At 63.9% G+C, this 24,905-nt stretch carries 23 protein-coding genes; 10 read left to right on the forward strand and 13 right to left on the reverse strand.

Features of this window, described 5'->3' with window-relative positions; all coding sequences use genetic code 11:
- The first annotated feature begins 10 nt into the window (after nt 1-10).
- On the forward strand, nt 11-742 hold the full coding sequence (locus QM797_RS20575; protein WP_283277517.1) for an aspartate/glutamate racemase family protein: 732 nt from the start codon (nt 11-13) through the stop codon (nt 740-742).
- Nucleotides 743-745: 3 nt separating this feature from the next.
- On the opposite strand, the gene QM797_RS20580 is transcribed toward QM797_RS20575, so the two are convergent.
- Together QM797_RS20580 and QM797_RS20585 are read right to left on the reverse strand one after the other, a co-directional pair.
- Nucleotides 746-913 carry a hypothetical protein gene (locus tag QM797_RS20580; protein ID WP_283277518.1) on the reverse strand — a complete coding sequence of 56 codons (168 nt, stop codon included), beginning with the start codon at nt 911-913 and terminating at the stop codon, nt 746-748.
- A gap of 53 nt (nt 914-966) precedes the next feature.
- Nucleotides 967-4,740, reverse strand: coding sequence for an nSTAND1 domain-containing NTPase (locus QM797_RS20585; RefSeq protein WP_283277519.1), 3,774 nt, complete (start codon nt 4,738-4,740; stop codon nt 967-969).
- Nucleotides 4,741-4,962: 222 nt separating this feature from the next.
- Between QM797_RS20585 and QM797_RS20590 the strand changes: the two genes are divergently transcribed.
- On the forward strand, nt 4,963-5,289 hold the full coding sequence (locus QM797_RS20590; protein WP_283277520.1) for a LuxR C-terminal-related transcriptional regulator: 327 nt from the start codon (nt 4,963-4,965) through the stop codon (nt 5,287-5,289).
- A 13-nt stretch (nt 5,290-5,302) separates the two neighbouring features.
- On the opposite strand, the gene mftD (QM797_RS20595) is transcribed toward QM797_RS20590, so the two are convergent.
- From mftD (QM797_RS20595) to mftA, 5 genes are read right to left on the reverse strand one after another with little or no spacing between them, the layout of a single operon-like run.
- Nucleotides 5,303-6,484 (reverse strand): pre-mycofactocin synthase MftD, encoded by a 1,182-nt coding sequence (mftD, locus tag QM797_RS20595; protein WP_283277521.1) that lies wholly within the window; start codon nt 6,482-6,484, stop codon nt 5,303-5,305.
- Entirely contained in the window at nt 6,481-7,659 is a 1,179-nt protein-coding gene (gene mftD, locus QM797_RS20600; protein WP_283277522.1) for a pre-mycofactocin synthase MftD, read from the reverse strand. The genes mftD (QM797_RS20595) and mftD (QM797_RS20600) overlap by 4 nt, the downstream gene beginning before the upstream one ends.
- 16 nt (nt 7,660-7,675) lie before the next feature.
- Entirely contained in the window at nt 7,676-8,911 is a 1,236-nt protein-coding gene (gene mftC, locus QM797_RS20605) for a mycofactocin radical SAM maturase (RefSeq protein WP_283277523.1), read from the reverse strand.
- 43 nt (nt 8,912-8,954) lie between these two features.
- The gene (mftB, locus tag QM797_RS20610) at nt 8,955-9,239 is read right to left on the reverse strand and encodes a mycofactocin biosynthesis chaperone MftB (protein WP_283277524.1); all 285 of its coding nucleotides are present in this window, start codon (nt 9,237-9,239) and stop codon (nt 8,955-8,957) included.
- 2 nt (nt 9,240-9,241) lie between these two features.
- Nucleotides 9,242-9,355 carry a mycofactocin precursor MftA gene (gene mftA / locus QM797_RS20615; protein ID WP_080739146.1) on the reverse strand — a complete coding sequence of 38 codons (114 nt, stop codon included), beginning with the start codon at nt 9,353-9,355 and terminating at the stop codon, nt 9,242-9,244.
- Nucleotides 9,356-9,461: 106 nt separating this feature from the next.
- Between mftA and mftR the strand changes: the two genes are divergently transcribed.
- Nucleotides 9,462-10,067, forward strand: a complete 606-nt coding sequence (mftR, locus tag QM797_RS20620; RefSeq protein ID WP_283277525.1) for a mycofactocin system transcriptional regulator MftR — start codon at nt 9,462-9,464, stop codon at nt 10,065-10,067.
- Nucleotides 10,068-10,094: 27 nt separating this feature from the next.
- Nucleotides 10,095-10,922 carry a mycofactocin oligosaccharide methyltransferase MftM gene (gene mftM / locus QM797_RS20625; protein WP_283277526.1) on the forward strand — a complete coding sequence of 276 codons (828 nt, stop codon included), beginning with the start codon at nt 10,095-10,097 and terminating at the stop codon, nt 10,920-10,922.
- 36 nt (nt 10,923-10,958) lie between these two features.
- Here the strand turns inward: mftM and QM797_RS20630 are convergent, their stop codons facing one another.
- From QM797_RS20630 to QM797_RS20650, 5 genes are all read right to left on the reverse strand, one after another.
- Entirely contained in the window at nt 10,959-13,157 is a 2,199-nt protein-coding gene (locus tag QM797_RS20630; protein WP_283277527.1) for an HNH endonuclease, read from the reverse strand.
- A 194-nt stretch (nt 13,158-13,351) separates the two neighbouring features.
- Complete coding sequence (trpS, locus tag QM797_RS20635; protein ID WP_283277528.1) at nt 13,352-14,392, reverse strand: tryptophan--tRNA ligase; 1,041 nt, start codon at nt 14,390-14,392, stop codon at nt 13,352-13,354.
- Between the two features lie 163 nt (nt 14,393-14,555).
- Nucleotides 14,556-15,236: a MadR family response regulator transcription factor gene (locus QM797_RS20640; RefSeq protein WP_283277529.1), complete on the reverse strand. Its 681-nt coding sequence runs from the start codon at nt 15,234-15,236 to the stop codon at nt 14,556-14,558.
- A complete protein-coding gene (locus tag QM797_RS20645; protein WP_283277530.1) occupies nt 15,233-16,606 on the reverse strand; it encodes a MadS family sensor histidine kinase in 1,374 nt (457 codons plus the stop codon). The genes QM797_RS20640 and QM797_RS20645 overlap by 4 nt, the downstream gene beginning before the upstream one ends.
- Entirely contained in the window at nt 16,603-17,790 is a 1,188-nt protein-coding gene (locus tag QM797_RS20650; RefSeq protein ID WP_283277552.1) for an iron-containing alcohol dehydrogenase, read from the reverse strand. The genes QM797_RS20645 and QM797_RS20650 overlap by 4 nt, the downstream gene beginning before the upstream one ends.
- A 349-nt stretch (nt 17,791-18,139) precedes the next feature.
- Between QM797_RS20650 and QM797_RS20655 the strand changes: the two genes are divergently transcribed.
- Both QM797_RS20655 and QM797_RS20660 read left to right on the forward strand, forming a co-directional pair.
- On the forward strand, nt 18,140-18,913 hold the full coding sequence (locus QM797_RS20655) for an SDR family oxidoreductase (RefSeq protein ID WP_283277531.1): 774 nt from the start codon (nt 18,140-18,142) through the stop codon (nt 18,911-18,913).
- A 17-nt stretch (nt 18,914-18,930) separates the two neighbouring features.
- Nucleotides 18,931-19,842 carry a D-isomer specific 2-hydroxyacid dehydrogenase family protein gene (locus QM797_RS20660; protein ID WP_283277532.1) on the forward strand — a complete coding sequence of 304 codons (912 nt, stop codon included), beginning with the start codon at nt 18,931-18,933 and terminating at the stop codon, nt 19,840-19,842.
- Nucleotides 19,843-19,850: 8 nt separating this feature from the next.
- On the opposite strand, the gene nac is transcribed toward QM797_RS20660, so the two are convergent.
- Entirely contained in the window at nt 19,851-20,774 is a 924-nt protein-coding gene (gene nac, locus QM797_RS20665; protein WP_283277533.1) for a nitrogen assimilation transcriptional regulator NAC, read from the reverse strand.
- Nucleotides 20,775-21,039: 265 nt separating this feature from the next.
- Here nac and QM797_RS20670 point away from each other — a divergent pair, with 265 nt between their 5' ends.
- The 4 genes from QM797_RS20670 to QM797_RS20685 are packed head-to-tail and all read left to right on the forward strand — an operon-like array spanning nt 21,040 to nt 24,902.
- Complete coding sequence (locus QM797_RS20670; protein ID WP_283277534.1) at nt 21,040-21,825, forward strand: LamB/YcsF family protein; 786 nt, start codon at nt 21,040-21,042, stop codon at nt 21,823-21,825.
- On the forward strand, nt 21,822-22,499 hold the full coding sequence (locus QM797_RS20675; protein ID WP_283277535.1) for a 5-oxoprolinase subunit B family protein: 678 nt from the start codon (nt 21,822-21,824) through the stop codon (nt 22,497-22,499). The genes QM797_RS20670 and QM797_RS20675 overlap by 4 nt, the downstream gene beginning before the upstream one ends.
- The gene (locus tag QM797_RS20680) at nt 22,492-23,559 is read left to right on the forward strand and encodes a 5-oxoprolinase subunit C family protein (RefSeq protein WP_283277536.1); all 1,068 of its coding nucleotides are present in this window, start codon (nt 22,492-22,494) and stop codon (nt 23,557-23,559) included. Before QM797_RS20675 ends, QM797_RS20680 begins: the two co-directional genes overlap by 8 nt.
- Complete coding sequence (locus tag QM797_RS20685) at nt 23,556-24,902, forward strand: MFS transporter (RefSeq protein WP_283277537.1); 1,347 nt, start codon at nt 23,556-23,558, stop codon at nt 24,900-24,902. Before QM797_RS20680 ends, QM797_RS20685 begins: the two co-directional genes overlap by 4 nt.
- Nucleotides 24,903-24,905: the final 3 nt, after the last annotated feature.

Below are 24,905 nucleotides of genomic sequence, written 5' to 3' on the forward strand. Positions count from 1 at the left end.
GATTTCGTACGTGCTCATCAAGGTCATCAATCCGAACACCACCGGTTCGATGACCGCAACGATCGGTGATTGTGCCCGGGCCGTAGCAGGCCCGGGCACGGTCGTCGACGCGGTCAGTCCCTCGATGGGGCCGGTATCCATCGAAAGTCACGTCGACGAAGCTCTTAGTGTCCCCGGTATTCTCGCCGAAATCGCCAGTGGCGAAGCCGCGGGGGTCGACGGCTACGTCATTGCCTGCTTCGGCGATCCCGGCATCGACGCGGCCCGCGAAGCTGCGTCCGGACCGGTCATCGGTATCGCGGAAGCGGCAATGCACGCCGCAAGTTTCCTGGGCCGCGGATTCAGTGTCGTCACCACCCTCGGCCGCACCGTCGGCCGGGCACAGGATCTGGCGCATCACTACGGCTTCGGCCGCCACTGCCTCGGTATCCATGCGTGCGACATGCCGGTCCTCGATCTCGAGACCGACCCCGACGCCCGCAAGATCGTGACCGAGGCGTGTCGCGTCGCCGTCGAGATGGACGGCAGCGATGCCGTGGTACTCGGTTGCGCAGGTATGGCCGATCTCTGCCAACACATTTCGGCCGAGATCGGTGTACCCGTCGTCGACGGTGTGGCCGCGGGAACACTGTTCGTGCAGTCCCTGGTGACCCTCGGACTGCGCACCGGAAAGCGCGGCGAATTCGCCGCCCCACCGCCCAAGCTCTACACGGGGATGCTCGCAGGATTCAGCAGGCCCTGAGCATTACCTGGACCGACCGAGCTTGGCTACGGTGTAACCGATTGCTGCGCCGGCAACCAGTACGCCGACGAGCAGCAGCACAACCTGCAGGGTCGTGGACATCGAGTCGTCGAACAACCCGACGTAGATCACGACGCAGGACGCCACGAGCGCGACGAGAGCAGACGTCATAATGGTCCTCGGAAACTTGTCGGTCATTGCGCAAGTACACCATCCCCACTCTGTCAGCTGCCACACAACTCTCGGTAAGGAACGCCAGGGAGGTACTGGGCCCATTCGGCCTCTGTGACCACCGATCCTCCGGATCCGCACAGGCGACTGCGCACCTCCTCCGGCTCGGTGCGCCAGATGCGAACATCACGGGCCGTACCACCGCCGAACACCACCCGGCCGTCTGCGGCGAAAACCGCATCGTTGACGCGCTGACCGTACGCGGACAGGGCGGCGTAATGCTCGGGTGCGGTGCGGTCCGCCACGTTCCACAGCCACAGCGTCGAGCCCCCGTCGCCGGCGGCCAACCGCATGCCGGACCGATCGAATGCCAGCGACGAGATCGGGCTGGACGGCCCGACGATACGAGACAAGTGGTGTGGCGCGAAGGGAGTGCTCATGTCCCACAGTCGAACCGAACGATCTGTGCTTCCGGCGGCGAGAGTTCTCCCGTCCGGTGAGATGGCTACGGCCTGCACGCTACTTTCGAAACCGTCGAGCGTCGCCGTTCGGCGTGGCTCGGTGGGGTCGTCGATATCCCACAGCTCGACCACACCACCGACACTGGCAACGGCAAGCACGGACGCTTCGGGCGACAACGCCATTCCTGCGGGATAGTTTCCCGCAATCACAGTCGACAACAGACGCGGGGTGGAGGGGTCGGCCAACGACCACAACGACACGTCGTTCGAGCTCTGACCGGACACGACGAGCACAGTCCCCGTGCGATCGAAGGCCAGCACTCCAGTCAGGCTCGAGGTTGCCTTCCGGATGACCCCCAGGGCCACCGGATCATCGAGATCGGTTGTGTCCCAAACCTGAAATCCCCCGGTTGTCGTGCCGACAGCGGCCCGGTTGCCGTCGGCCGTGAGCGCCACCGCACCTGTCTGGTCCATATCGTCACCGATGACCAACGGCTTGGACGCCACCGGATGGTCCAGATCCGAGACGTCCCAGACAATCGTGGCGGAGGCTCGGGTGCCCGCACCGACGAGCAGGCGCGTGCCCGACGCACCGATGGGGTTCTGATAGATGGTGTCGCCGGCATCGGCGAGGGCCGGCCCGGGAAGCGGCCAGATCCGGGTGATGCCATCGCCACTGGCGGTCACGATCGACGACCGATTCGGGGCGAACACGAGTGAACTCACCACGGAAGGACCCGGCAGCGTCAGCAGCGCAGTGCCCGAGGCCGCATCCCACACCTTCGAGAAATTGTCCGAACTCGCCGCAGCGATCAGAGTCCCGTCCCCGTTGAACGCCACATCGTTGACATAGCTGGTGAATCCCGTCAATGCAGGTAGAGGAGACAACCGGCCGGCGTCGAGCGCCCACCGCAGAACCTCGCGACCGGTAGTACCCGCGATCAGCGTGGTGCCGTCGGGAGAGAAGGCCAGCTGTTGCGCAGTGTAGGTCGATCCGTCCGAGGGGACGTCGATCAGCGGAACGGTGGGGGCCTCGGGAGATGCGGTCAGTCTGCTCGCGTCCCACAACCGCATCGCGCGCCCAGGGCCGACCGTCACCAGGTACCGACCATCGGGACTGAATTCGGTCGCTGTCGGCGAACCGGGTTGAGTCACTTCGGCCGCCGCGGTCGGCCGGGCGGGATCGGCGACGTCGAGGAGCGGCAACGACTCGGACCCGGTACCGACGAGAAGCAAGCGACCATCAGGAGAGTAGGACAGGCTCCGCACCTCGTTGATGTCGTTGTGCGACAACATTATCGGCGCTGCGGAGTCCGACACATCCCAGAGTTCGACTCCATAGAACCCTCCGACGGCGAGGACGCCACCCCTCGGATCGAACGACAGCGCCGATGCGTCACGGGAGACGATTTCGCCGAGCTGCGCGTGCCCGTCCGTGAGTGACCACATTCGCACGTGTCCATCGGAACCGGCTGTTGCCACGATGCTTCCGCGCGAATCGACCGCGGTGACGGCCTCGCCCTCCACTCCGAGCAACCGCACAGGGGTGTGAATCGCGGACGAGTCGAGCAACGCTGATTGCGCCTCCGTCGTTCGGTCCACCTCGTACGACGCCAACGCGAAGTATGCGGCCAGACCGGGATCTCGGTCTCTCAATTGCACTGCGACACCGGCAATCTGACGAGACACTGCCTCTGCCTCCGCATTCTCGGCATCGACCCGACGGCTGGTCGCCTCCGATCGGGCCACGAACGCAGTCACCGCCAGTGTCACGGCCAGCACGGTCAGAAGCGCAAGGGCCGCGACGAGCGTTTCGAGGATGCGTCGTCGACGGCGATCGTTTCGGGTCTGTTGTTCGACCCGGTCGGTACTCGCTTCGAGGTAGAGCCTCTCGATGGAATTGAGATCTCGCCGGCGTACCGGTCCGATGGATTCCTGCACCAGTAGCAGCCTCGACGCAGACAGCAGCGAACCGTCGTCTCGGTCGTTGTTCTTCCACAGTTCAGCCGCCTGGGTGAGTCGACGGTGTTCGACGAGCCACTGGCGATCGTCGTCGAGCCACTCACCGAGCCGCGGCCACGCCGTGAGCAACGCCTCGTGGGTCACCTGGACCGTCTCTTCTTCGACGGTCAGCAGTCTGCGCGCGGCAAACCGCTCGACCACGACATCGACGTCGGTGACGGCGTCTGGGTTCTCGTTTCCGTAGAACAGCCCGACACGATCGACGCGACGACGAGTCACCACATCGTCGTCGAGGTTGACCAGACGCATGAAGATGCGTCGTGCTTCGCGTTGCTGTTCGGCGGTCAGAGCCAAGAACACTTCCTCCGCGCTCTGCCCCACCGCACCTCCGATCCCGCCGGTCGCGAGATAGTCCGCGACTGTCAGCGTCCTGCCTCTCGACACCTGCCACGTCGTCAGCAGCGCATGCGAGAGCAACGGCAGGGCACCCGAGTCGTGGGCGAATTGTGATCCACGCGGACCCAATTCGCCGACCAACACCTGCACGAGGGCCTCGTCGACGGTGACGCCGGCCTTCGCGGCAGGCGAGACGATGACTTCACGCAGTTGCGTTTCGGTGAGACGTCCGACGACGACCGGGTTGCCCGAAAGTCCGGCAAGCAGCGCATCCTCCGACACTGCGTTCTGATAGAAGTCGGCCCGCAGGCCGACCACGAGGACCGACTCGGAGTTCGGCAGCGCCGATGCCGCTCGGAGAAAGCTCTCGCGCTCACCCGCTGAGGCCAGCGTCCACAACTCCTCGGCTTGATCCAGAACGAGAACAGAACCCGGCGCGAACAGTCCCATTCGCTCGGGGAATGCCCGAATAGCACCGATGCCGGAATGGACTTCCGTGCCAGGGAACCTCGATGCCAGTCCAGCGCGCAGGAGCGAGGACTTACCCGAGCCCGAAGCACCGACGACGAAGACGATGCCTCCGCCGGAGTCGAGAGCGTCACGGACGCGCACGCCGAGTCGCTCGATCACATCGTCTCGTCCGAAAAACCACTCTGCGTCGGCGGACTCGAACGCTTCCAGGCCCTTGTAGGGAGGGTCGCCCTTCACTGGATCGACAGTCCGCCTGCCCGGGATGGACCGCACCCTCGACACCGCGTCCCACCACGATGCGCGCTCGTCCTCTTCGTCGACGCCGCACGCGGCGAGGACAGCCGAGAACATCTCGGCGCTGGCTTTGGTCGGAACATGGTGACCGGAGAACCAGCCGCTGATGGTGCCGTGCAGGCCACCGGAACGCTCGACGATTTCACGGACTGTTGCACCCGCCTCGGTCCTGATCGCACGCAGTGCCGCCGCGAATTCGGTGCGGTCCGAGATCGACGAGGGATCCGGGCGATCAGTGGTCATGAGCGCACTATAGAGCCGGTCAATCGCGTACAGACGCGTGCGAACGCTTCGCTGACCAGCAGAAACAGCAGATTACTGCGTTTGAATGACGATCTCACCGAATACGAAGTCGTTCGTATTGACCCTGTATGGACTTTCTTGCTCCGCTGGATCCGTGGCGAATCTTCTTCCACGATGGACGCTGCTGTACAAGAGATCAGTAGATAGTCGAGGGGGACATTCATGCTCGAACAGGTGCTGACGTCGGCGGCGCATCACTCGTTCCGGACGGCAGTACAGCCGACACTCGTTACGCGCCCGACGCGGCTCGACCTTCGTCACCGCAAGCCTGCGCTGAGTGCACGCGAGATCGAGGTCATGCTCGCCTGGTTCGCCTCGGACTCGAAGACGGTTGCAGCTCGATCCGTCTATATCTCGGTCGGCACGATCAACACGCACATCACCCGTATCCGGCAGAAATACGCGGCGGTCGGGCGCAACGCCCCGACGAAGGCCGCTCTGTTCGCACGTGCGCTCCAGGACGGTCACACTCACCTGTCCGAATGGTGACTGTCGGTTCGTATCAAGTGCGCCGGGCGGGCTGAGTCGAGCGAGCGAAGCCTGGCGGTAGGACGACGTCGGTGGGTCCGAGGGTGTGCACCGATGCATGCCCGAGGCCGAGCACCGCGGAGTCCAAGCCGCCGCGCAGAATGTCGAGGACGTTCTCCACCCCGGCTTGACCGTTCGCCGCCAAACCCCACAGATACGCCCGCCCGATCAACACCGCCCGCGCACCCAGAGCAAGCGCCTTCGCCACGTCGCTTCCCCGCCTGATGCCACCATCGAGGGTGATCTCCACCTGATCCCCCACCGCCTCGACAATCGCCGGCAACACCCGAATCGACGCCGGGGAACCGTCGAGATTGTTCCCACCGTGATTGGACACCGAGATCGCCGTGACGCCGGCATCCACGGCCCGCAACGCGTCGTCGACCCGCGAGATTCCCTTGAGCATGAACGGCCCGCCCCATTGCTCACGTAGCCAGGCGATGTCCTCCCACGTCGGTAGCGGGGTGGACTTCCATTCCCGGTACGCCGCGAAGAACGTCGGCGCAGGCCCATCGGGCGGAGCGAGATTCGGTGCCGTCAGGTCGGGGAACGTGCCCGAGCGAGCCCACCGGGCGAGCCACCGCGGCCGCGCCAGCACTTCCGGCGCCAACCGCACCATCGCCCTGGCATCGAGGCGTTCGGGAATCACCGGACTCCCCCAGTCGCGGCCCTCCGAGAACGACCAATCCATCGTGAGAATCAACCCGACTGCGCCCGCGGCACGTGCACGATGAAGCATGTGCAGCAACAACTCCCGCGAACCCAGCCAATGGAGCTGAAAGAATGTCTCCGGGTTCGCCGCGACGACCTCTTCGATGGGTTTGCTCGCGAACAGCGACAATCCCATCGAAATCCCCCGCGCCGCAGCAGCCCTCGCCACCGCGACCTCACCGCCGGGGTGCACCGCCTGCACACCCGTCGGGGAAATCATGACCGGGAACGCCAGCGGTTGCCCCATCAGTGTCGTCGACAACTCACGCTCGTTCGACAGCCCCGCCGCGTGCGGAGCGAATCCGAGTTCAGCGAACGCAGCCGTGTTGTCCGAAGCGGTGATTCCCCGTTCCGAGCCGGCCACCAGAGCCGAATACACCGACCTGGGAAGCCGCTTGCTCGCGCGCCGCTCCGCCTCAGCAACAGTCTCGAACCAGTCGGTCACACACCCAGCCTGCGGTCGAACCCGGCCGGCATCACCACATCCGAAGGTGACAGATCATGCACCGAGGTGTGCCCGAGACCGAGGACAGCGGAATCGACTCCGCCGCGCAGAATGTCGAGCACGTTCTCCACACCCGCCTGACCACCGGCAGACAGACCCCACAGGTACGCCCGCCCGATCAACACCGCCCGCGCACCGAGCGCGAGGGCCTTCACCACGTCGCTGCCGCGTCGGATACCACCGTCGAGGGTGATCTCGACCTGATCGCCCACGGCCTCGGCGATCGCAGGCAGAGCCCGGATCGGTGCCGGGGTGCCATCGAGATTGTTACCACCATGATTGGACACCGAAATAGCGGTGCACCCGGCATCGACAGCACGTTTCGCATCATCGACCCGCATCACACCCTTGAGCATGAACGGCCCACCCCACTGCTCCCGCAGCCACGCCACGTCCTCCCACGTCGGCAACGGAGTACCCATCCATTCTCCGTACGCACCGAAGAACGTCGGCGCAGGACCGCCGGTCGGTGGCGTCAGGTTCGGAGTCGTCAAATCCGGGATCTTGCCGGTCTTCGCGAACTCCCACAACCACTTCGGACGCATGATGCCCTCCGGAGCAAACTGCACCATCGCCTTGAGGTCCATCTTCTCCGGAATCGACGGGCTGCCCCAATCGCGGCCGTTGGAGAACGACCAATCCAACGTCATGATCAACCCGACCGCCCCCGCCGCGCGGGCCCGCTCCATCCGCTGCAGCAAGATCTCACGCGAGCCCACCCAATACATCTGGAAGAACGTCTGCGGGTTGGCCGCCGCGACCTCTTCGACGGACTTGCTCGCGAACGAGGACAAGCCGATCGGAATCCCCCGCGCCGCAGCAGCTCTCGCCACCGCGACCTCACCGTCCGGGTGAACGGCCTGGACACCCGTCGGAGAAATCATCACCGGGAACGACAACGACTGCCCCATCACCGTCGTCGACAGATCACGCTTGTCCGACAATCCCGCCACATGCGGTGCGAAGCCGAGCTCGCCGAACGCCGCCATGTTGTCGTCGATCGTCAACCCGCGCTCGGAGCCGGCCACCAGCGCGGCGTACACCGACTTCGGTAGACGTTTCTTCGCACGCCGCTGCGCTTCGGCAACGGTCTCGAACCACTCACTCTTCGCCATTACTGTGCCTTCTGTTTCATGACTGTTCCTGTTCCATTCCTGCGAGCGGGTTCTCGTCGCAGATCTTCGCCGGCGGACGCATCATCAACGTGAGCGGCACCGACTTACGAGGTGTCTTGCGCTGCCCGGTCCGCGAATGATCGACACTGGACTTCGGGATCTCCCCCGCCGATGCCAACGCCATTTCGCCGTTACCGATGACGCATTCGGGATCCGGGCCATCCATGGGCAGGCCGGTGAAGAATTTCGCCGCCATGCACCCACCGCGGCACGAATCGAAATGGGCACACTTGGTGCAGGCACCCGAGGTCTGCGGAGAACGCAACTCCTGGAACAACTCCGATGTCTGCCACACCGATTGAAACCCGCCCATACCGTCTTTCGCGTCTCGCACGATGTTGCCGGCGAGGAAGTTCTCGTGAATCGCGAACGGGCACGCATACACATCACCGATCGGATCGATCAAGCACACCACCCGCCCCGCACCGCACAGGTTAAGCCCCGGCAGAGCATCACCGAAAGCCGACAGGTGGAAGAACGAATCCCCCGTCAACACACCCTCACCGTTCGCGACGAGCCAGTTGTACAGCTCGCGCTGCTGCCCCGCCGTCGGATGCAGATCGTCCCACACATCCGCACCACGTCCCGACGGCCGCAACCGGGTGATCCGCAGTGTCGCAGCGTATTTGTCGGCCAACGCCTTGAAGTCGTCGAGCTGGCTCACGTTGTGTCGGGTGACGACGACCGAGATCTTCGCGTCCCGGAAACCGGCCTCTTTCAAGTTCTCCAGAGCCCGGCAGGCCATGTCGAACGAACCCGGACCGCGGACCGCATCGTTGACCTCCGCAGTCGCGCCATCGATGGAAATCTGCACGTCGACGTAATCCGACGCCGCCAACCGCGCGGCGACCTTCTTGTCGATCTTGACCCCGTTGGTGGAGAACTTCACCCCCACCTGGTGCGCAGTCGCGTAATCGACGAGCTCCCAGAAGTCCGACCGCACCGTCGGCTCACCGCCGCCGATGTTGACGTAGAACACCTGCATCTTCTGCAACTCGTCGATGATCGACTTGCACTGCTCGGTACTGAGCTCACGTGGATCACGGCGACCCGACGAGGACAGGCAATGCACACACGACAGATTGCACGCGTAGGTCAGCTCCCACGTCAAACAGATCGGTGCGTCGAGCCCGAGCTCGAATTGGTCGACGAGTTTTCCTACCGGAGCGGGTCTTTCGAGGGTGGAGGTCATGTGGGGCGGTCCTGTCCAGAAAGGTGTCGAGGGTCAATGGTCCTTAGCGGGGCGTGATCATCTTCGAGTCGGCCAACGTCGCGAGTGCCTTCACATACGGAGCCGATCCGGACTCGGTGATCCCCGCGGCCGCGATCGCGGCGCGCATATCAGGATGATCGGGGAACGACTCGATGATCGCTACGATCGTGCGGTTCTTCAGAAAGGAGAGCTTGCGAGTTCCGAAGTGGTAGAGCAGCGCCCCGAACGACTCGGGACGCAGCGCCACCTGCGGATGCAATGCCCACGGCACATCCACATCGAGTGCGCCCTGCACTGCAGCAGTCATGATCAGTACACGCCGCACATGCCGTCGATGGATACTTCCTCTACCAGCGACTCTTCGACCAGATCGGATTCGACGACGGCGGTGCCGACCACAGGGTTCTCGTTGTTCTTCGACATCTGAAACCTCCGAAAGATGTTGGGGACCACAATCGCGATCGACAGTGGCTTGGATCACCACCATAATGGCACTGGGTGCAGAAAAACCAGTAGATCGAAGGGAAATATGGCCAGGAGTGCGAAACCGTCCAGTCGGGTAGGTCGGCGCCCGTCCACGACACGGGGCGAACTGAGCGATCTCGGGATCGAACTGTTCGCCTCCCGAGGTTTCGAGGAGACCAGCGTCGACGACATAGCCGACGCGGCAGGCATCGCTCGACGCACGTTCTTCCGTTACTTCCCGTCCAAGAATGCGGTTCCCTGGGGTGACTTCGACACTCAACTCGCAGCGCTGAGGGCACATCTGAACGGCCTACCCGCGGACATCGAGCTCGCCGACGGATTACACTCCGCGTTGTTGCAGTTCAACACTTTTCCAGAGGAAGAAGCCGCGGTTCACCGGCAACGGATGTCGTTGATACTGAGCAATCCTGCACTGCAGAGCTATTCGATGGTCATGTACGAGGGCTGGCGAGCCGTCATCGCCGAATACGTTGCCGCACGAACCGCTTCCGATCCGACAGACCACTTTCCGCGAACTGTTGGCTGGATGGTCCTCGGTGTGGCAATCTCGGCATACGAGCAGTGGCTGACCGATGACCGATCGAATCTGGTCGAGCTACTCACTGCCGGAATCGCACCGCTGCAGTCCGGCTTGACCCCACCGCCTTAGTGCACACGAACACAGAAGGCTTTCGAGATGACCGAACTGGATGCACTCGCACCGAGTCCCGACGACGTGTGGGCTCACGAGAACGTCGTGGTCCGTCGTATCCCCGGACTCGAGTTGGACGCAGCCCGAACAGGATCCACCGTGCAGGTCGGCCATGGACTCACCTCGGCCGACATAGGTGAGCGCCTCGTTCCGATAGTCACCGCCCAGGCCCGCCATGTCGGCCTTTCTCAGCGTGAATTCGAGCTGGTCATGGTCGGAATCGTCCGCACCACCGTCTCGAATCCGATCGACGCCTGGGCCACCTACTACCGGAATTCCCTGGACGAACTGCTCTCCGGCGCTGCCGAATTCGCTCCCATCCATGCGCGCGCCGAGGCTTTGGTCGTCGGATCAGTGCTCGACATGGGATCGTGCTTCGGCTTCTTTCCGCTACGACTGGCGATGAAGGGTCACTCGGTGACTGCGACCGACCTCTCCGCCGGCACCATGCGTCTGCTCGCCACCGTTGCCCCGCATCTCGGGATCACGCTCGACACCGTGGTGTGTGATGCTGCAGATGTTCCGGTCGCAGACAACAGTGTCGACACCGTGACCGCACTGCATCTCCTCGAGCACGTCGACGCTGCGACAGGCGCTCGCATCGTGGCCGAGGCGCTCCGCATCGCGCGCAGGCGTGTCGTCGTTGCCGTGCCCTTCGAGGACGAGACCACTGCCTGCCACGGGCATGTCCGCACATTCGACGACGCTGCGTTGATCGAGCTCGGCCGATCGTCCGGTGGGCAGTTCGAGACATCGGAGCACCACGGCGGATGGCTCGTGATCGACAAGGCCTCGACACCCCAGTTCGCCTGAACAGGTTTCGCGCCCGAGGGTCGCTCCCCAGCGCACCTAGAACGGCGGTGCTGCCGTTTCGTCCGTCTTGGGTTGTTCGTTGTCGGGTGGGTCGGGGTAGGCGATGATGCCGGATCGTCTGGGTTTGGTGGGGATGTGCGGCCGGAGGTCGTTGCCGAGGATGGGTACGGATGTGCCGTTGGCGGGCATGGTGATTCGGGTGGTCTTCGAGATGGAGGTCCACAGGATCGCGCCGCCGGGGAGCATGACTGCTGTCCAGTAGCCCGACGTTTTGACGGTGTGGTGGAACTCGCACAGGCATTGCAGGTTGTTGACGGTGGTCCAGCCGCCGCCGAGGGGGTTGGTGTGGTCGAAGGGGATCACGTGGTCGAGTTGGCAGCGGTCGGCGGGGCGGTGGCAGCCGGGGAATCGGCAGTGCCGGTCCCGGAGGCGGACTGCGGCGGTGGTCAGGGCGTCGGGCCGGTAGATCAGGGCCCGGTCGGTGAGCGGGTCGCGTGCGACGGACTTTCCGAGGGTCGGGACGGCGGCGATGGCCGCTTCGAGTGCCGCGGCGAGGGATGCATTACCGAGGTAGATGCCTGAGTGTGTGCGGCCGGAGGGTGTGTGAGCTGAGGGTGTGTGGGCTGCTGTGGGGATCGTCCGGTTGGTGCGCCGGATTGCGGAGGGCAGGTCGAGGGCAGAGCTGTGCCGTGGGCCCCTGCCTACGGGTGTGTGGGTGCAGAACAGGGCTGCAGCGCAGGTCAGTGATCCCAGGCGACGCTGACGTTGGTCGTTGCCGGCAGCAGCGGCAGCGGGGCCTGTTCCTGGCGCTGGGCCTTCGACTGACGTCGGGCCGGATGCTGCAGAGCCGGATGCTGTGGAGCCGGATGGTGTTGCGGACGAGCGTGATTCCGAACAGCTCGGTGCGATATCAGGTGCCGGCGATGCCTGCTCCGCAGGAAATGGTGAAGCTGACGCGGGTTCAGGCGATGCAGCTGCCTCAGGGTCGGTGTGAGACGTTGTCTCCGCTAGCGGGTCGGTTACCGGTGTCCCTGCGCGTGTTGCTGCGTACTTGTGTACAGGATCGGCGGCACCTGGGTCAGGAGTTGACGACGGGTCGGCTGCAGGTATGGATGCGGACTCGTCGGCATCGCCTGTCTCGTCGACCTCGTCCGCCGGTGAACTGGCCGACCCCATTCCCTCATCAGCAGCAGCAGCAGCAGCAGCCGAGTCCGCGTCTTCGTTTGTGTCTGCGTCCGCATCTGTGTCCGTCACTGTTCCCGTCTCGGGTCCGGTTGTAGCCCCGGCTTTCTCGCCGTCCGAGCGTCGTTCCCATTCCCCCGTCTCCGGGTTCTGCACAGCCAGTCCGAGTTTCTCCGCCAGTGTCACCGCCTCGGTGAGCAGGATCTGCCACTGACTGTTGCGCGCCAACTCCCGCGCGAGATCGGGGTCGATGGAACCGTGCCCGGCCAGGTACGCCGGGTTCGCGATTAGTGCGATGAGGGTGGCGATGTCGACGGTGATCATCGTCAACGGCACCCGGCGATCCGGCAGCTTTGCATCTGTTTTAGGGCAGTTCTCTCGTTGGCACAGGCATGTCAGGCGGGGTTCTCCGTGCATGCGGGCCATGAATGCATCGCACAGGCGTTCTTTCTTACCGCGGGGGTCTTTCGGGCAGAGCGTGTCGGCCATCTCTTCGAGGAGCTGCCATGCGGCGGCGGCTTCGGGTGCTGTCAGCTCTGCTCGGATGCGGGCCAGTTCCCCGGCGGGGCTGTAGGTGACGGTGCGGAATCTCTTCGCGAATTCCCGAAGTGCTGCTGCTTCTTCCGGGGCGACCCGCAGCAGGATGTCCCAGATCTCCTTCTCCAGCGGACCCGGTGACGACCGGCGGGCAGCCTCGACGATCTCATCCTCGACCAATGTGACGATCTCGTCGGAGAGGTTGTCGAGGATCCGGCACACCGTCCGTACGCGAGGGAGGTCGAGCTCCCCGGCCTCGAACGCGGTCTTCACCAACGGAAGCCGGGTATGCAAAGCAACGCCGACGGACACATACGATTCAGCGACGGTGGCAGAACAACCCAACGCGACTGCCATTTCGGTGCGTCCGTATCGGCTGTAGTGCTTGTGCTTGACATCGCTTTCGATCCAGTCGCAGTGCACGCGGTAGCAGGCGGAAATCTTGCGAGACGCGAGACGATTTTCTGCCTGTGCGGCAGCGGTCAACGCCTCCAACGACACGATCGGTACTGCCATCCCCATTCACCCCCCGGTGACCCGAAACTAGAACGCATGTTCGAACAAGAAGAACAGTAACCCGAGCCACCGACAGAAACGGAGGCGCAGGCTCCGCAGTTCGTGTTCACCTCTCCGAGCAGGACGAATTGGCCTCCGGACGTCGTGACCTGAACCTCTATCGATCGCATCGACGACCGCTCGAGCAGGCGGGCCTAATACGCGGTACCCATCGCCGCGCGCACCTCGCTCAACGTCTGCTCAGCGATCTCGTTGGCCCGCTCGTTTCCACGACGCACCACCGACCGCACGTAGTCGGGGTCGGTAGCCACGTCGGCACGCCGACGACGATGTTCTGCGAGCAACGAGTTGACCGACTCGGCCACACAGTCTTTCAATGATCCTGCTCCCCCACCACCTATGTCGGCGGCGATCGCCCCGGGGTCCCGCCCCGTACACAAGCCGGCGATGGTGAGCAGTGCCGATACTCCCGGCCTTGCAGCTGGGTCGTAGGAAATGTACCGATCCGAATCGGTAGGAGCTCGTCGCACCACTGCTACTGCCTCGTCCGGTGTCATGGACAGCGAGATCGCATTGCCGAAACTCTTGGACATCTTGCGGCCGTCGAGTCCCGGCACTGCAGGGCTCGATGTCAGCAGCGCCTGCGGTTCCTCGAATACGGCACCGTAACGGTCACGGAATCGCCGCGCAATCACCCTCGATAATTCGATGTGTGGCAGTTGGTCCTTACCGACAGGCACCACAGTGGCCTTGCAGAACAAGATGTCGGCCACTTGGTGCACCGGATACGTCAGCAAGAGTCCGCTCAGAGCGCGGCCACTGGCGGCCAGTTCTGCTTTGACAGTGGGGTTTCGGTGAAGTTCCGCCTCGGTCACCAGGCTCAAAAACGGTAGCATCAGCTGGTTGAGGGCGGGTACTGCAGAGTGGGTGAAGATCATTGACTTCTCGGGGTCGATACCCGCGGCCACATTGTCCAACGCCGCGTCGTACACGTGTTGTCGTACGTGCCCGATTGCGTCACGATCGGTGATCACCTGATAGTCGGCCAAGACGACCATTGTCCGGACCCCTAGGTCCTGTAGCCGAACTCGCTCTCGAATCGTTCCGAAGAGATGACCGAGATGCAGTGGACCTGTTGGTCGTTCACCGGTCAAAGTTGTGTAGCTACCTGGATCGGCAGCGATCTCGGAGGCGAGCGCCTCGCTGCGGCCGATGCTGGACAAGTAGGTGTCCATCGAATTCCTCCTGAAAGAACGAAGGGCTGTACCGACCGCGCTTCGATCCGAATTCAGGACATAGGCGGGCTGAGTACAGCCCGCGGGACATGATCGACCGGGCTGCTAGTGCAGCCACCACCAAGCCTGTCGAGTGTCGATCACTTCGACAGGTTAGCAAACGTCAAATCAGCCCCTGCTTACTTGCCGCGTACACGGCCTCGGCTCGTCTGGAGACCGACAGTTTGCGCATGATGTTGCTGACGTGGAACTTCACCGTCGTGGCCGAGATGAACAGTCGAGTTCCGATCATGTTGTTGGACAGACCCGTTGCCAGTAGACGGAGCACTTCGAGCTCACGCTCGGTGAGGCGCTCGATGCTGCTCGGCGTGCCGTTCAGTGATCGAACGACAGCCGAGGCGCTGCGCGAATCGAAGGCGCTCTCCCCGCGCGAGACGGCACGGATGGCACGAACCAACTCTGTGGTGTCGACATCCTTGACCACGTATCCCCGAGCTCCCGCGTGCACGGCCTCCACCACGAGTCGGTCGTCGAGGAACGTCGTCAACACCAGCAGACCGATTCCGTGGTGCGCCTTGGCCAGCTGTGCACACAGAGCAAGCCCCTCGTAGTCCGAGCTGGCCGAAAGCTTGAGATCCATCAATACGATGTCTGGCTCGACCCGCGCGACGACGGCCAAACCCTCCTCCCGGGTGGAGGCCTCCCCCACGATCGTCAGATCCGACTCGCGTTCGAGCACCGAACGCAACCCGTCCCTGAGAATTGCGTGATCGTCGACCAGCACGATGCGGACCGTCGGTGCCGCCACCTGCCCTGTGTCCGTGCGAACCGTCGGAACGCTCACTGTGTTTCGCCCTTCTCGGATTGTTCCTGAAATGGAATGCGCACCGCTACACGCACTCCCCCGGTTCGGGCTCGGCGGATCTCGAACACTCCGCCGTGTTCGCGAGTGCGGGCCGCCATGTTCGCCAATCCGCGGTGCCGTCCGTCGACGTCGGTGGATTCGGCCATGTGCAGCATCATGCGCAAGTGGGCCGGGTCGCCGTCACCGTCGTCCGCAATCGACAACTGCACCTGATCGGAAGAATAGGTCAATCGCAGAATTGCCCGCGACGCGTGTGCGTGGACCGCGGTGTTGAACAGTGCTTCTCCGGCGATGCGAAGCAGTGCGTGCTCACGCTCGCTGCTCAACTCGACAGGAGTTCCCTCGACCCGCAACGAGACCTGCAGCTCGTCGGGCATATGGACCACGGAAAGCTGTTCGAGCATTTCGGGAAGCGACGTGCGATCGGCATCCTGCGGGTGATTGAGTGCGTAGATCGCCGACCGCAGTTGTTCCACCGCCCGACGCGTCAGGTCCTTGGCCAAATCCAGCCTGTCGCTACGTTCTTCGGCCGAGATCTCGCTCCGACACACTTCGATCTGCATACCCGCGGACAACACGGCTTGGGTCACGCTGTCGTGCAGTTCACGAGCGATGCGATGACGTTCGTCGTCGAGCACCTGATGTCGATGCGCGGCGCCCAGTTGCCGCTGCGTCAGCAACAGTTCGGCATTGCGGGCTGCGAGATCAGCCGCAGTTCGGTTCGCCTGATCATAGGCACTCTCGGTCCGTTCGAGCAATTGTCGTCGACTCTGAAAGAGGGCCGAATTCTGCAGTGCCACAGCAGTTTGGCTGGCGAGAATACTCAGCACAGCAGCGTCTGTGGCGTCGAGCACTCGTTGTTCGCCGGTCCACGCCGCGAACGCACCGACAACACCACCGTCGAACGCGATCGGTACGAATGCATGGTGAGCGGAGATGACCGGGGTCAGCCCTTCGCCGCAGGTGGACGTCCGGATCGACTCGAGGCAGTCGATGACGTCGTCGGGCAACGGGGGCCCTTCGACGTTGTCCACCAGAAACGGTGTGGCGTCGGGACCCAGTACCAGCCGACGAGGTCCTGCGTCCGGCAAGGCACCGTCGGCGAGAGCGAAGACGACCCAGCGTGCACTCAGATGGGCGCGTGCGGCCTCGGCCACAGCGCACACCAGTGTTTCCGGACCGTCGACCGTGCGCACCAGCGCCCGTGAGATGAGTTCCAGCGCATAGACAACCCGTTCCAAACGTTCTGCCGCGCCGCGATACTGGGGATAGAACGTGTTCTTTCCCGAGCGCAGCCCGGTCAACAGTGACAGATCCGGTCCGGAGGTCACGTCGGGTCCGGTTGTCACAGTGCCGTCCTGAACAGGTCGACCATCTCGCGGTGCGTGGCCGAGCGTGGATTGGTGGACATGCAGGCATCACGTAAAGCATTGGTGGCCAGCACATCCAGGTCCGATTCGCTCACACCTATCTGCGCGAGACCGGTAGGAACACCGACTTGACGCGCGAGGCGGTCGACGCGGTCTGCCACGGCCATGGCGGCCTCCTCCGGCCTTGCCCTGCCCTCGGGTAGTCCGAGGCTCGTGGCGATGGCCACGTACGGCAACGGATCCTCTGCAGCGTTGAAGCGAATGACGTGCGGCAGTAGTACGCCGTTGATGACCCCGTGTGGGAGGTCGAGCAGCCCTCCCACCTGATGGCTCATGGCATGCGTAGCACCGAGTATCGCGTTCGTGAATGCCAGGCCGGCCTCCAGGCTTGCCTGCGCCATCGACACGCGCGCCGCCATGTCGGTGGGCTCGTCGATGGTGCGAGCCAACTGCGACATCACCATGGTGATCGCTCGGAGGGCATGGTGGTCGGTGAGCTGGTTGTGACCCAGCGAGACGAATGCCTCGATTCCGTGCGTCAGAGCATCCAAACCGGTTGCAGCATTCAGCCATTCGGGCATCGTGGTCAGCAACATCGGATCGATCACGGTGATGTCCGGAACGAGGGCCCGACCGAGGATGGTGATCTTGGTCGAGCGTGCGGTATCGGTGACGATGCAGAACTGCGAGACGTCGGCTCCGGTACCGGATGTCGTCGGCACCATCACCAGCGGCGGGATCGGCCGAGTGGCCTGATCGACGCCCTCGTAGTCCAGGATTCTGCCGCCGTTGCCCGCAAGGATGGCAATCCCCTTGGCCGCATCCATGACCGACCCTCCGCCGATCGCTACCAACACGTCGCAGCCGAAGTCCGCGTAGTAGCCGTGTCCGGCCTCGATCTCGACATCTTTGGGATTAGGTGTCAACGCACTCCAGATCTGGGGCTGGAGTCCCTGCGCAACCAGTAAGTCGACCAGCTGCCCGGCCCAGCCACTGTCGATCAACCCCGAGTCCGTGACGAGCATCGGCCGTACCCCACCGAGGCGGCGCGTCGCATGCGCGACCTCGCCCAGCGAATCCGGACCGAACACGATCTCGGGCGCATGGAATTTGACGACTCGCGGTGTCTCGGCTCTGCTGCGCTGCGCATCGAGGTCATGCAGCGCCTTGCCGACGTTCGCCGTAGCTGCCTGGTCCACCGTTCACACCCTCGCCGCTCTGCGGTCCGAAAAGCCGGACCTGTGATTCAGGTTACAACCTTACGAGCGCAGCAGGTCCGATCCCACCAGCGCCGGACCAGGTTCCTACCTACCCGATCGGGTAGGTAGGTGCGCGGCGAAGCACGGGCCGTATGGCGTCACAAGAAATAGGTATAACGAAGGTCATTGCCAATCAGGTGGGCTCTGTGGAGGATTCGAGATACCCATCTCACCGACGTGGCCGCGGAGACACCCCCGACGTCCTCATCCAGCAAGTCCCACCCGGGCTCCCACGACCACGAAAGGTGCCGATGTGACCGGCCACCCCATTTTCGACATCGACGGCAAGATCGCAGTGGTCACCGGTTCGAGCCGCGGAATCGGCCTCGCTCTGGCCACTGGCCTGGCCGAGGCGGGCGCTGTCGTCGTCCTGAACGGTCGAGACGGCGATGCCCTCGAGCGCAGTCGTACTCGGATTGCCGAACAAACGGGCGCGAGAGTGCACGCCTACGCCTTCGATGTCACCGATTCAGCGGCTGTGGCTGACGCGGCACGCTCCATCGAAGCCGAGGTGGGTCCTATCGACATCGTCGTCAACAACACAGGAGTGCAGCATCGCGCACCATTGCTCGAGTTCGCCGACGACGACTTTCGGCGAGTCATCGACACAAACCTGACCAGCGCTTTCTATGTCGGACGTGAGTTCGCCCGCGCCATGGTGGTTCGCGGGCGCGGCAAGATCGTCAACATCTGCTCCGTACAGAGCGAACTCGGCCGAGCCGGCATCGCGCCCTACGCTGCCAGCAAGGGCGGTTTGAAGATGTTGACCCGAGGGATGTGCGCCGACCTCGGCCCACACGGTCTGCAGATCAACGCGCTCGCACCCGGCTACTTCGACACCGAACTCACCAGCGCCCTCGTGGACGACGTCGAGTTCACGGCCTGGCTGGCGGCCCGCACCCCTGCGGGACGGTGGGGGCGTACGGAGGAGTTGGTCGGTGCCCTGCTGTTCCTTGTCTCGCCAGGATCCGACTTCGTGAACGGCCAGATTCTGTATGTCGACGGCGGCATGACGGCCGTCGTCTAGCAACGAAACGAGAACTGATGACACGTATCCACCTCGGTCCCGACGATAACACCGACCTCGCGAGTGCGATCGCCGCAGCAGGTGGTGTCCTCGGACCACTCGACGACGCCGAGGCCCTCGTGTGGTCGGCCGGTCCTGACTCCTTCCCGACCCATCTCCCCGATTCTGTCCGATGGGTTCAGCTTCCCTCCGCCGGTGTCGAATCGTGGATCGAGCGTGGAATGATCGACGAGCGACGCCAATGGACCTCGGCCGCAGGCGCTTACGCCAGAACTGTCGCATCGCACACCATCATGCTGTTATTGGCCGGCGTTCGACACCTCCCCGAGCACCTCGACGCCACCTCGTGGCGTAAGGACGAGTTCGATCCTCGCGTCGGGACACTCCAAGGCTCCACTGTCGCAATCGTCGGTTGCGGCGGCATCGGACGCTCCTTGATCCCCTTCCTACACGCAGCGGGCGCGGACGTTCTGGCAGTCACCCGCTCCGGTATTCCTGTGGACGGTGCCATCGACACCCTGCCTGCGGACCGCACCGGAGAGGCGTGGGCGCGGGCCGACCACGTCGTCATCGCAGCCCCAGCCACGAGTGCCACCAGTCACCTGGTCGACGCCGCCGCACTGGCCCAGTTGGGACCTCAATCGTGGGTGATCAACGTCGCGCGCGGTTCGTTGATCGACACGAACGCACTCGTCGAAGCGTTGCGAGACAACGCTATCGGCGGAGCTGCCCTCGATGTCACCGATCCGGAGCCGCTGCCCGACGGGCATCCGCTGTGGACACTGCCCAATGCCATCATCACCCCGCACATCGCCAACCCGGCCTCCGGCATGTCGACGGCGCTGGCCGCACACGTCGGTGCCAACGTCCGCAGGTTCGTGGACGGAGAGGCACTGAAGGCCACCATCGACGTCACCCGCGGGTACTGAAGAATCGATCAGACAGCAGGCTTCGAGTTCGCGGAGACGTAGTCGGCGAGAACCGTGCGCAGCACCTCGCGTACGGCCTCGGCCGGCTTCGACAGCGGCTGATTCGCCGGCGTTCCCAAGGACACCTGAACTTCGATCGACGGTTCGATTCGTCGTAGCTCGAGCCCTTGTACGTTCATCATGCGCCGCGCCACCGACAACGGCAGAATCGTTGCACCCAAACCACTTCGAACGGCTTGCGCCATCAGAGTCACGGATTCGACTTCCCCGACGATCTTGGGCTGAGCCAAGACACTCTCGAACGCAATTTCCACCACCTTACGAATGGTGTGCATGCGGCCGGGCAACAGTAGCGGCACCTCGGCCAGGTCCAGAAGCGACACCACACTTCCTGTCCGACCCGGTAATCCGGTACCCGAGGGGGCGACCACCATCAGCTCCTCGGTCAGCAACCTCTCGAACGTCACACCCTTGATCGGCCCGGCGTCGTACAGCAGAGCCATGTCCATCCGGCCGGTCATCATGGCTTCACTGAGCACCCCTCCGAAGTTCTCGTTGATGTGCAGAAGAATGCTCGGATACCGCTCGCGCACGGCCGTCAACAACGGCAGCGCAATTGCTGTCACCGTGCTGTACGGAGCAAGCCCCACCGAGACTCCACCAGCCAATTCTCTTCCCACGACGCTGACTTCGGCCTGAGCGCTCTCCACCTGACGCAGAATCACCTGAGCGTGGCGATAGAGCGCCCGGCCGGCGGCCGTCGGTTCGACGCCCTGCTTGCTACGGATGAGCAATTGCTGCCCGAAATGCGATTCCAGTGCCGTCATCTGCTGACTCAGAGCCGGCTGAGCTGTGTGCAGAATGTCGGCAGCGCGGGTGATGCTGCCGGCATCGACAATTCGGACGAACGAAAACAATCGACGAGTGTCCATTTATGCACGGCATCCTTTCAGGTCTCACGACCATGTTTCCTCACCGTTTCGCAAAGGCAACGGCGATGTACCGAATTGGCCGACGCCGGTCGCGCCTCGACGGAAAAGGCCAGGTGAACGAGCATATGCCTTTCCTATTACATCACTGCGAACGGGTATTAACGCTGCTTCGACGATCCTGCGTAGCGTCCACGACACGAACACGACAGCCGATGTTCGGCAGCACGCCGCCTCTGGTTCACGATTTCCGAAAGGCACCGCAGACATGGCAATCACGATCGATCTCGTCGCAGATCTGGGCGAAAGCTTCGGCGCGTGGACGATGGGTGACGACGAGGCCTTACTCGATCTGCTCACCTCGGCCAACGTCGCCTGCGGTTTCCACGCCGGCGACCCACGCACGATGGACGCCACCGTTCGCCGCTGCGTCGAGCGCGGCATAGGTATCGGCGCACATCCATCCTTTCCCGATCTCGTCGGCTTCGGCCGTCGGACAATGGATTTGACAGCCCACGAGGTCCGTACCGATGTGCTCTATCAAATCGGTGCACTACAGGCGTTCGCGACTGCGCACGGCACCACCGTCTCGCACGTTGCCCCGCACGGACGTCTCGGCAATCTCGTCGCCACACGCCACGACTACGCAGAGGCCGTCATCGATGCCGTCGAATCCGTGGATCCGGCCATCGTCGTGCTGGCCCAGGACGGCCTGCTCGCCGACGAGGCTCGGGGTAGGAACATCGCCGTCGGGATCGTCGGTATCGCGGACCGCGCGTACCGACCGGACGGAACCCTGGTTCCGCGCAGCGAACCAGGGGCGATCATCGCCGACGTCGACGAACTCGTCGCACGTACCGTACGTATGGTCACCGAAGGCGTACTCGACGCCGTCGACGGCACCGAAATTCCGATCTCGGCCGATACCGTCCTACTGCACGGCGACAACCCCGGGGCCGTCGATACGGCTCGGGCCGTCCGAGCGGCGCTACACGACGCCGGTGTCCTGTTCGCCCCGCTGCGGTCCATCGTCGATGCGAGGTGTTCGAGGTGACCGCTCCGACCGTCACCGACTGCGGCGACTCCTCGATCCGCATCACCTCCGGTGCAGACACCGCCGAGGCCCGCTGGGTCGAGGTCCACCGCATCGCCGCCGCCCTCGACGGCATCGACTGCGCAGGAATTTACGGTGCGATCGCCACCTACGATGCCGTTCTGGTCGAATTCGACTGTGCCGTAATAGATCATGACCAGGTGCGATCGGTCCTCGACGGTCTCGACACGAGACGACCGGTTCTCGCGCGTGCACCCCGGGAGTTCGAGATCCCTGTGGTCTACGGCGGCGAATACGGACCCGATCTCGGTATCGTCGCCGATACGCTCGGGCTCACCGAAACCGAGGTCGTTGCGCTCCACTGCGCGGTCCCACTGACTATGCGCTGCTACGGATCTCCAGGGGGTGCCCCCATGCTCGACGGCCCGGCGTTCGGCATGTCGATTCCTCGCCGCAGCAGCCCGCGGCCCAGCGTGCCCTCAGGCGCCGTCGCGGTGGCCGGCCACCAGGCAGTCATCTCCGCCCGACCTGCGCCCGGCGGATGGCAAGTCCTCGGCCGCACTCCGATCACGTTGGTGGACATCGCATCCGATCCGATTTCCCCATACGCCCCCGGCGATTCCTTTCGCTTCCACCCCATTATCGCCTCCGAATGGGACGACCATCGTGGCTGAGACCATCACCGTCCTCACCCCCGGTCTGTCCGCGATTCAGGACCTGGGGCGACGCCGAGGCAGTCGTGTCGGACAGATGACGGGCGGCGCGCTCGATCAATACAGCGCCCGCGCCGCGAACATTCTCGTGGCCGCCGACACCGATTCGCCGCTGATCGAGCTGACTGCGCTCGATTTCGCAGCGGTCGCCGGCACGGACATGCTCGTCGCCGTCACCGGAGCACCTGCGCAGGTCCGCATCGACGGAGCCGTGGCCTGTCAATGGGACCCGCTCGTGTGGCCGGCGGGTAGCACCCTGACGGTGACGAACATCCGCGACGGTCTGCGCGTCTACCTGGCCGTACACGGAACCGTCCACACCAACCGTCTGGAGCAGAGTTGCGCACCCGACACCGTCCTCGGTTTCGGACGCACCCTCGCTCGTGGTGATCGGATCCAGGTCGATGTCGATTGCCCCCCGATACGGCACCCGCACTTCGATATTCCTGTCTTTCGCCTCGGAGTCAAGCGTCCGGATCGTGGTGATCGACGGTCGATACCGGTCACCGACGGGCCCGATGTTGCAGACTTCGGCGATTCCGCCGGTCGGCTGCTCGACACCGAGTTCACGGTGGGCAACGCTAGCAACCACATCGGGCTACGGCTCGCACCGACCGACGATGCACCGCTGCCTCACCGCGTCATCGCGTCGGAAATGCTCTCGCGCGGCGTGCCCATCGGAGCCGTCGAGGTTCCTGCCGGCAAGGAGCTCCTCGTCCTTCACCGGGGACGTGGGGTCACCGCCGGCTATCCGGTCCTGGCCGTCGTCACCACGATCGGACTCGATCGGCTCGGTCAGGCTCGTCCTGGCGACAGAATCCGATTCACTCGAGTGAGCGTCGCCGGTGCCGTCGACGCCCACCGAGCCCGGCAACGCAGTCTCGACCGATTACGCACCCGAGTCCGCACGGTCTTCGCCGAACTCGGCATCCCGAACCACACGCGCCCGGATCCCCCCACCCGGACGGACACCCGCCCTTTCCCAGCCCCCAGCTCTGCCCTCACACTGGAGTCAGCATGACCAATGCACTCACGCCGGACACGGCCGGATCTGCAGCTGCACCGCCCGAGACGACCAAGATCCGCAAGGTCGTCGCGGCCGGTTGCGTCGGGATCTTCGTCGAGCTCTACGACAACGGAATCTTCGCGTTCATGGCGACCGCGCTGGCCATCGTCTTCTTCGACGTCTCGAAGTCGTCGGATGCCTTGATGCTCGTGTTCGCCGGCTACGCCATTTCGTTCTTCATCAGGCCGCTCGGCGCTGTCGTCTGCGGCATCCTCGGTGACCGCATCGGCAGACAGAAGATGTTGGTCTTCGTGGTCATGCTGATCTCGGTGGCGACCGCAGGAATCGGCATGCTGCCGACCTATGCAGCCATCGGAGTCGCGGCACCTGCGCTCTTGATCTTCCTGCGCATGCTGCAGGGGTTCTCGGTCGGTGGCGAAGCCGCAGGCGCGATGACATTCCTGGCCGAACACGCCCCCGCTCACAAACGGGGCCTCATCACGAGCTACGCCCAAATCGCGTCGTTCCTGGCCTTGCTGACCGGCACCATGGTCGCTTTCGCCATGTCGCCGTGGTTGAACGAGGAAGCCATCAACGGTGGTGGACTCGCCAGCTGGGCCTGGCGCGTCCCGTTCCTCGTCGCCATCCCGATGGGCCTGATCGGTTGGTACATCCGACGGGCGATCAGCGACACCCCCAACTTCGAGAAGCTAAAAGCCGAGGGTGGACTCTCCCGGAACCCGCTGAAAGAAGCATTCTCGACGCCCGAGCACCGGCGAGCGATGATTCTGGCCCTGTTCATTCCCCTCATGAACGGCTCCGGCTATTACGTTCTGTTCTCCTACATGCCGACGTTCCTCAAGGGCGAGCGTCTCGGATTCTCAACCGGCACAGCCTTGCTCGTCACCGCCACATCGCTGGCCGCCATCTGTGTAGCCATCCCCTTCATGGGCGCATTATCCGATCGCATCGGGCGCAAGAGGGTCATCGCCGGTGCCGCCGCAGCCATGGCCGTGGCCGGGATCCCTTGCTACGCACTCATCGCGACGGGGAGTCTGCCGCTCGCCATCCTCGGTGCCTGCATCATGGCTGTCATCTTCGCCGGCCACACCGCGGTGATTCACATCCTCATCGTCGAACTCTTTCCCACCCGAGTTCGCTACTCGGCCTACGGACTCGGCTACAACATCTCCTCTGCACTGTTCGGTGGCACCGCTCCCCTGCTGATGACGTGGCTCATCCCTCAGTACGGCATCTACGTGCCCGCCTTCTACGCGGTCATCACCGCGCTCGGCACGCTCATCGCCGTCAGCACCATCACCGACCGTGCGCACGAACCCCTGCGCGACACTCTGTAAGGA

It is taken from the genome of Rhodococcus sp. IEGM 1381, assembly GCF_030056795.1.
GTDB lineage: Bacteria > Actinomycetota > Actinomycetes > Mycobacteriales > Mycobacteriaceae > Rhodococcoides.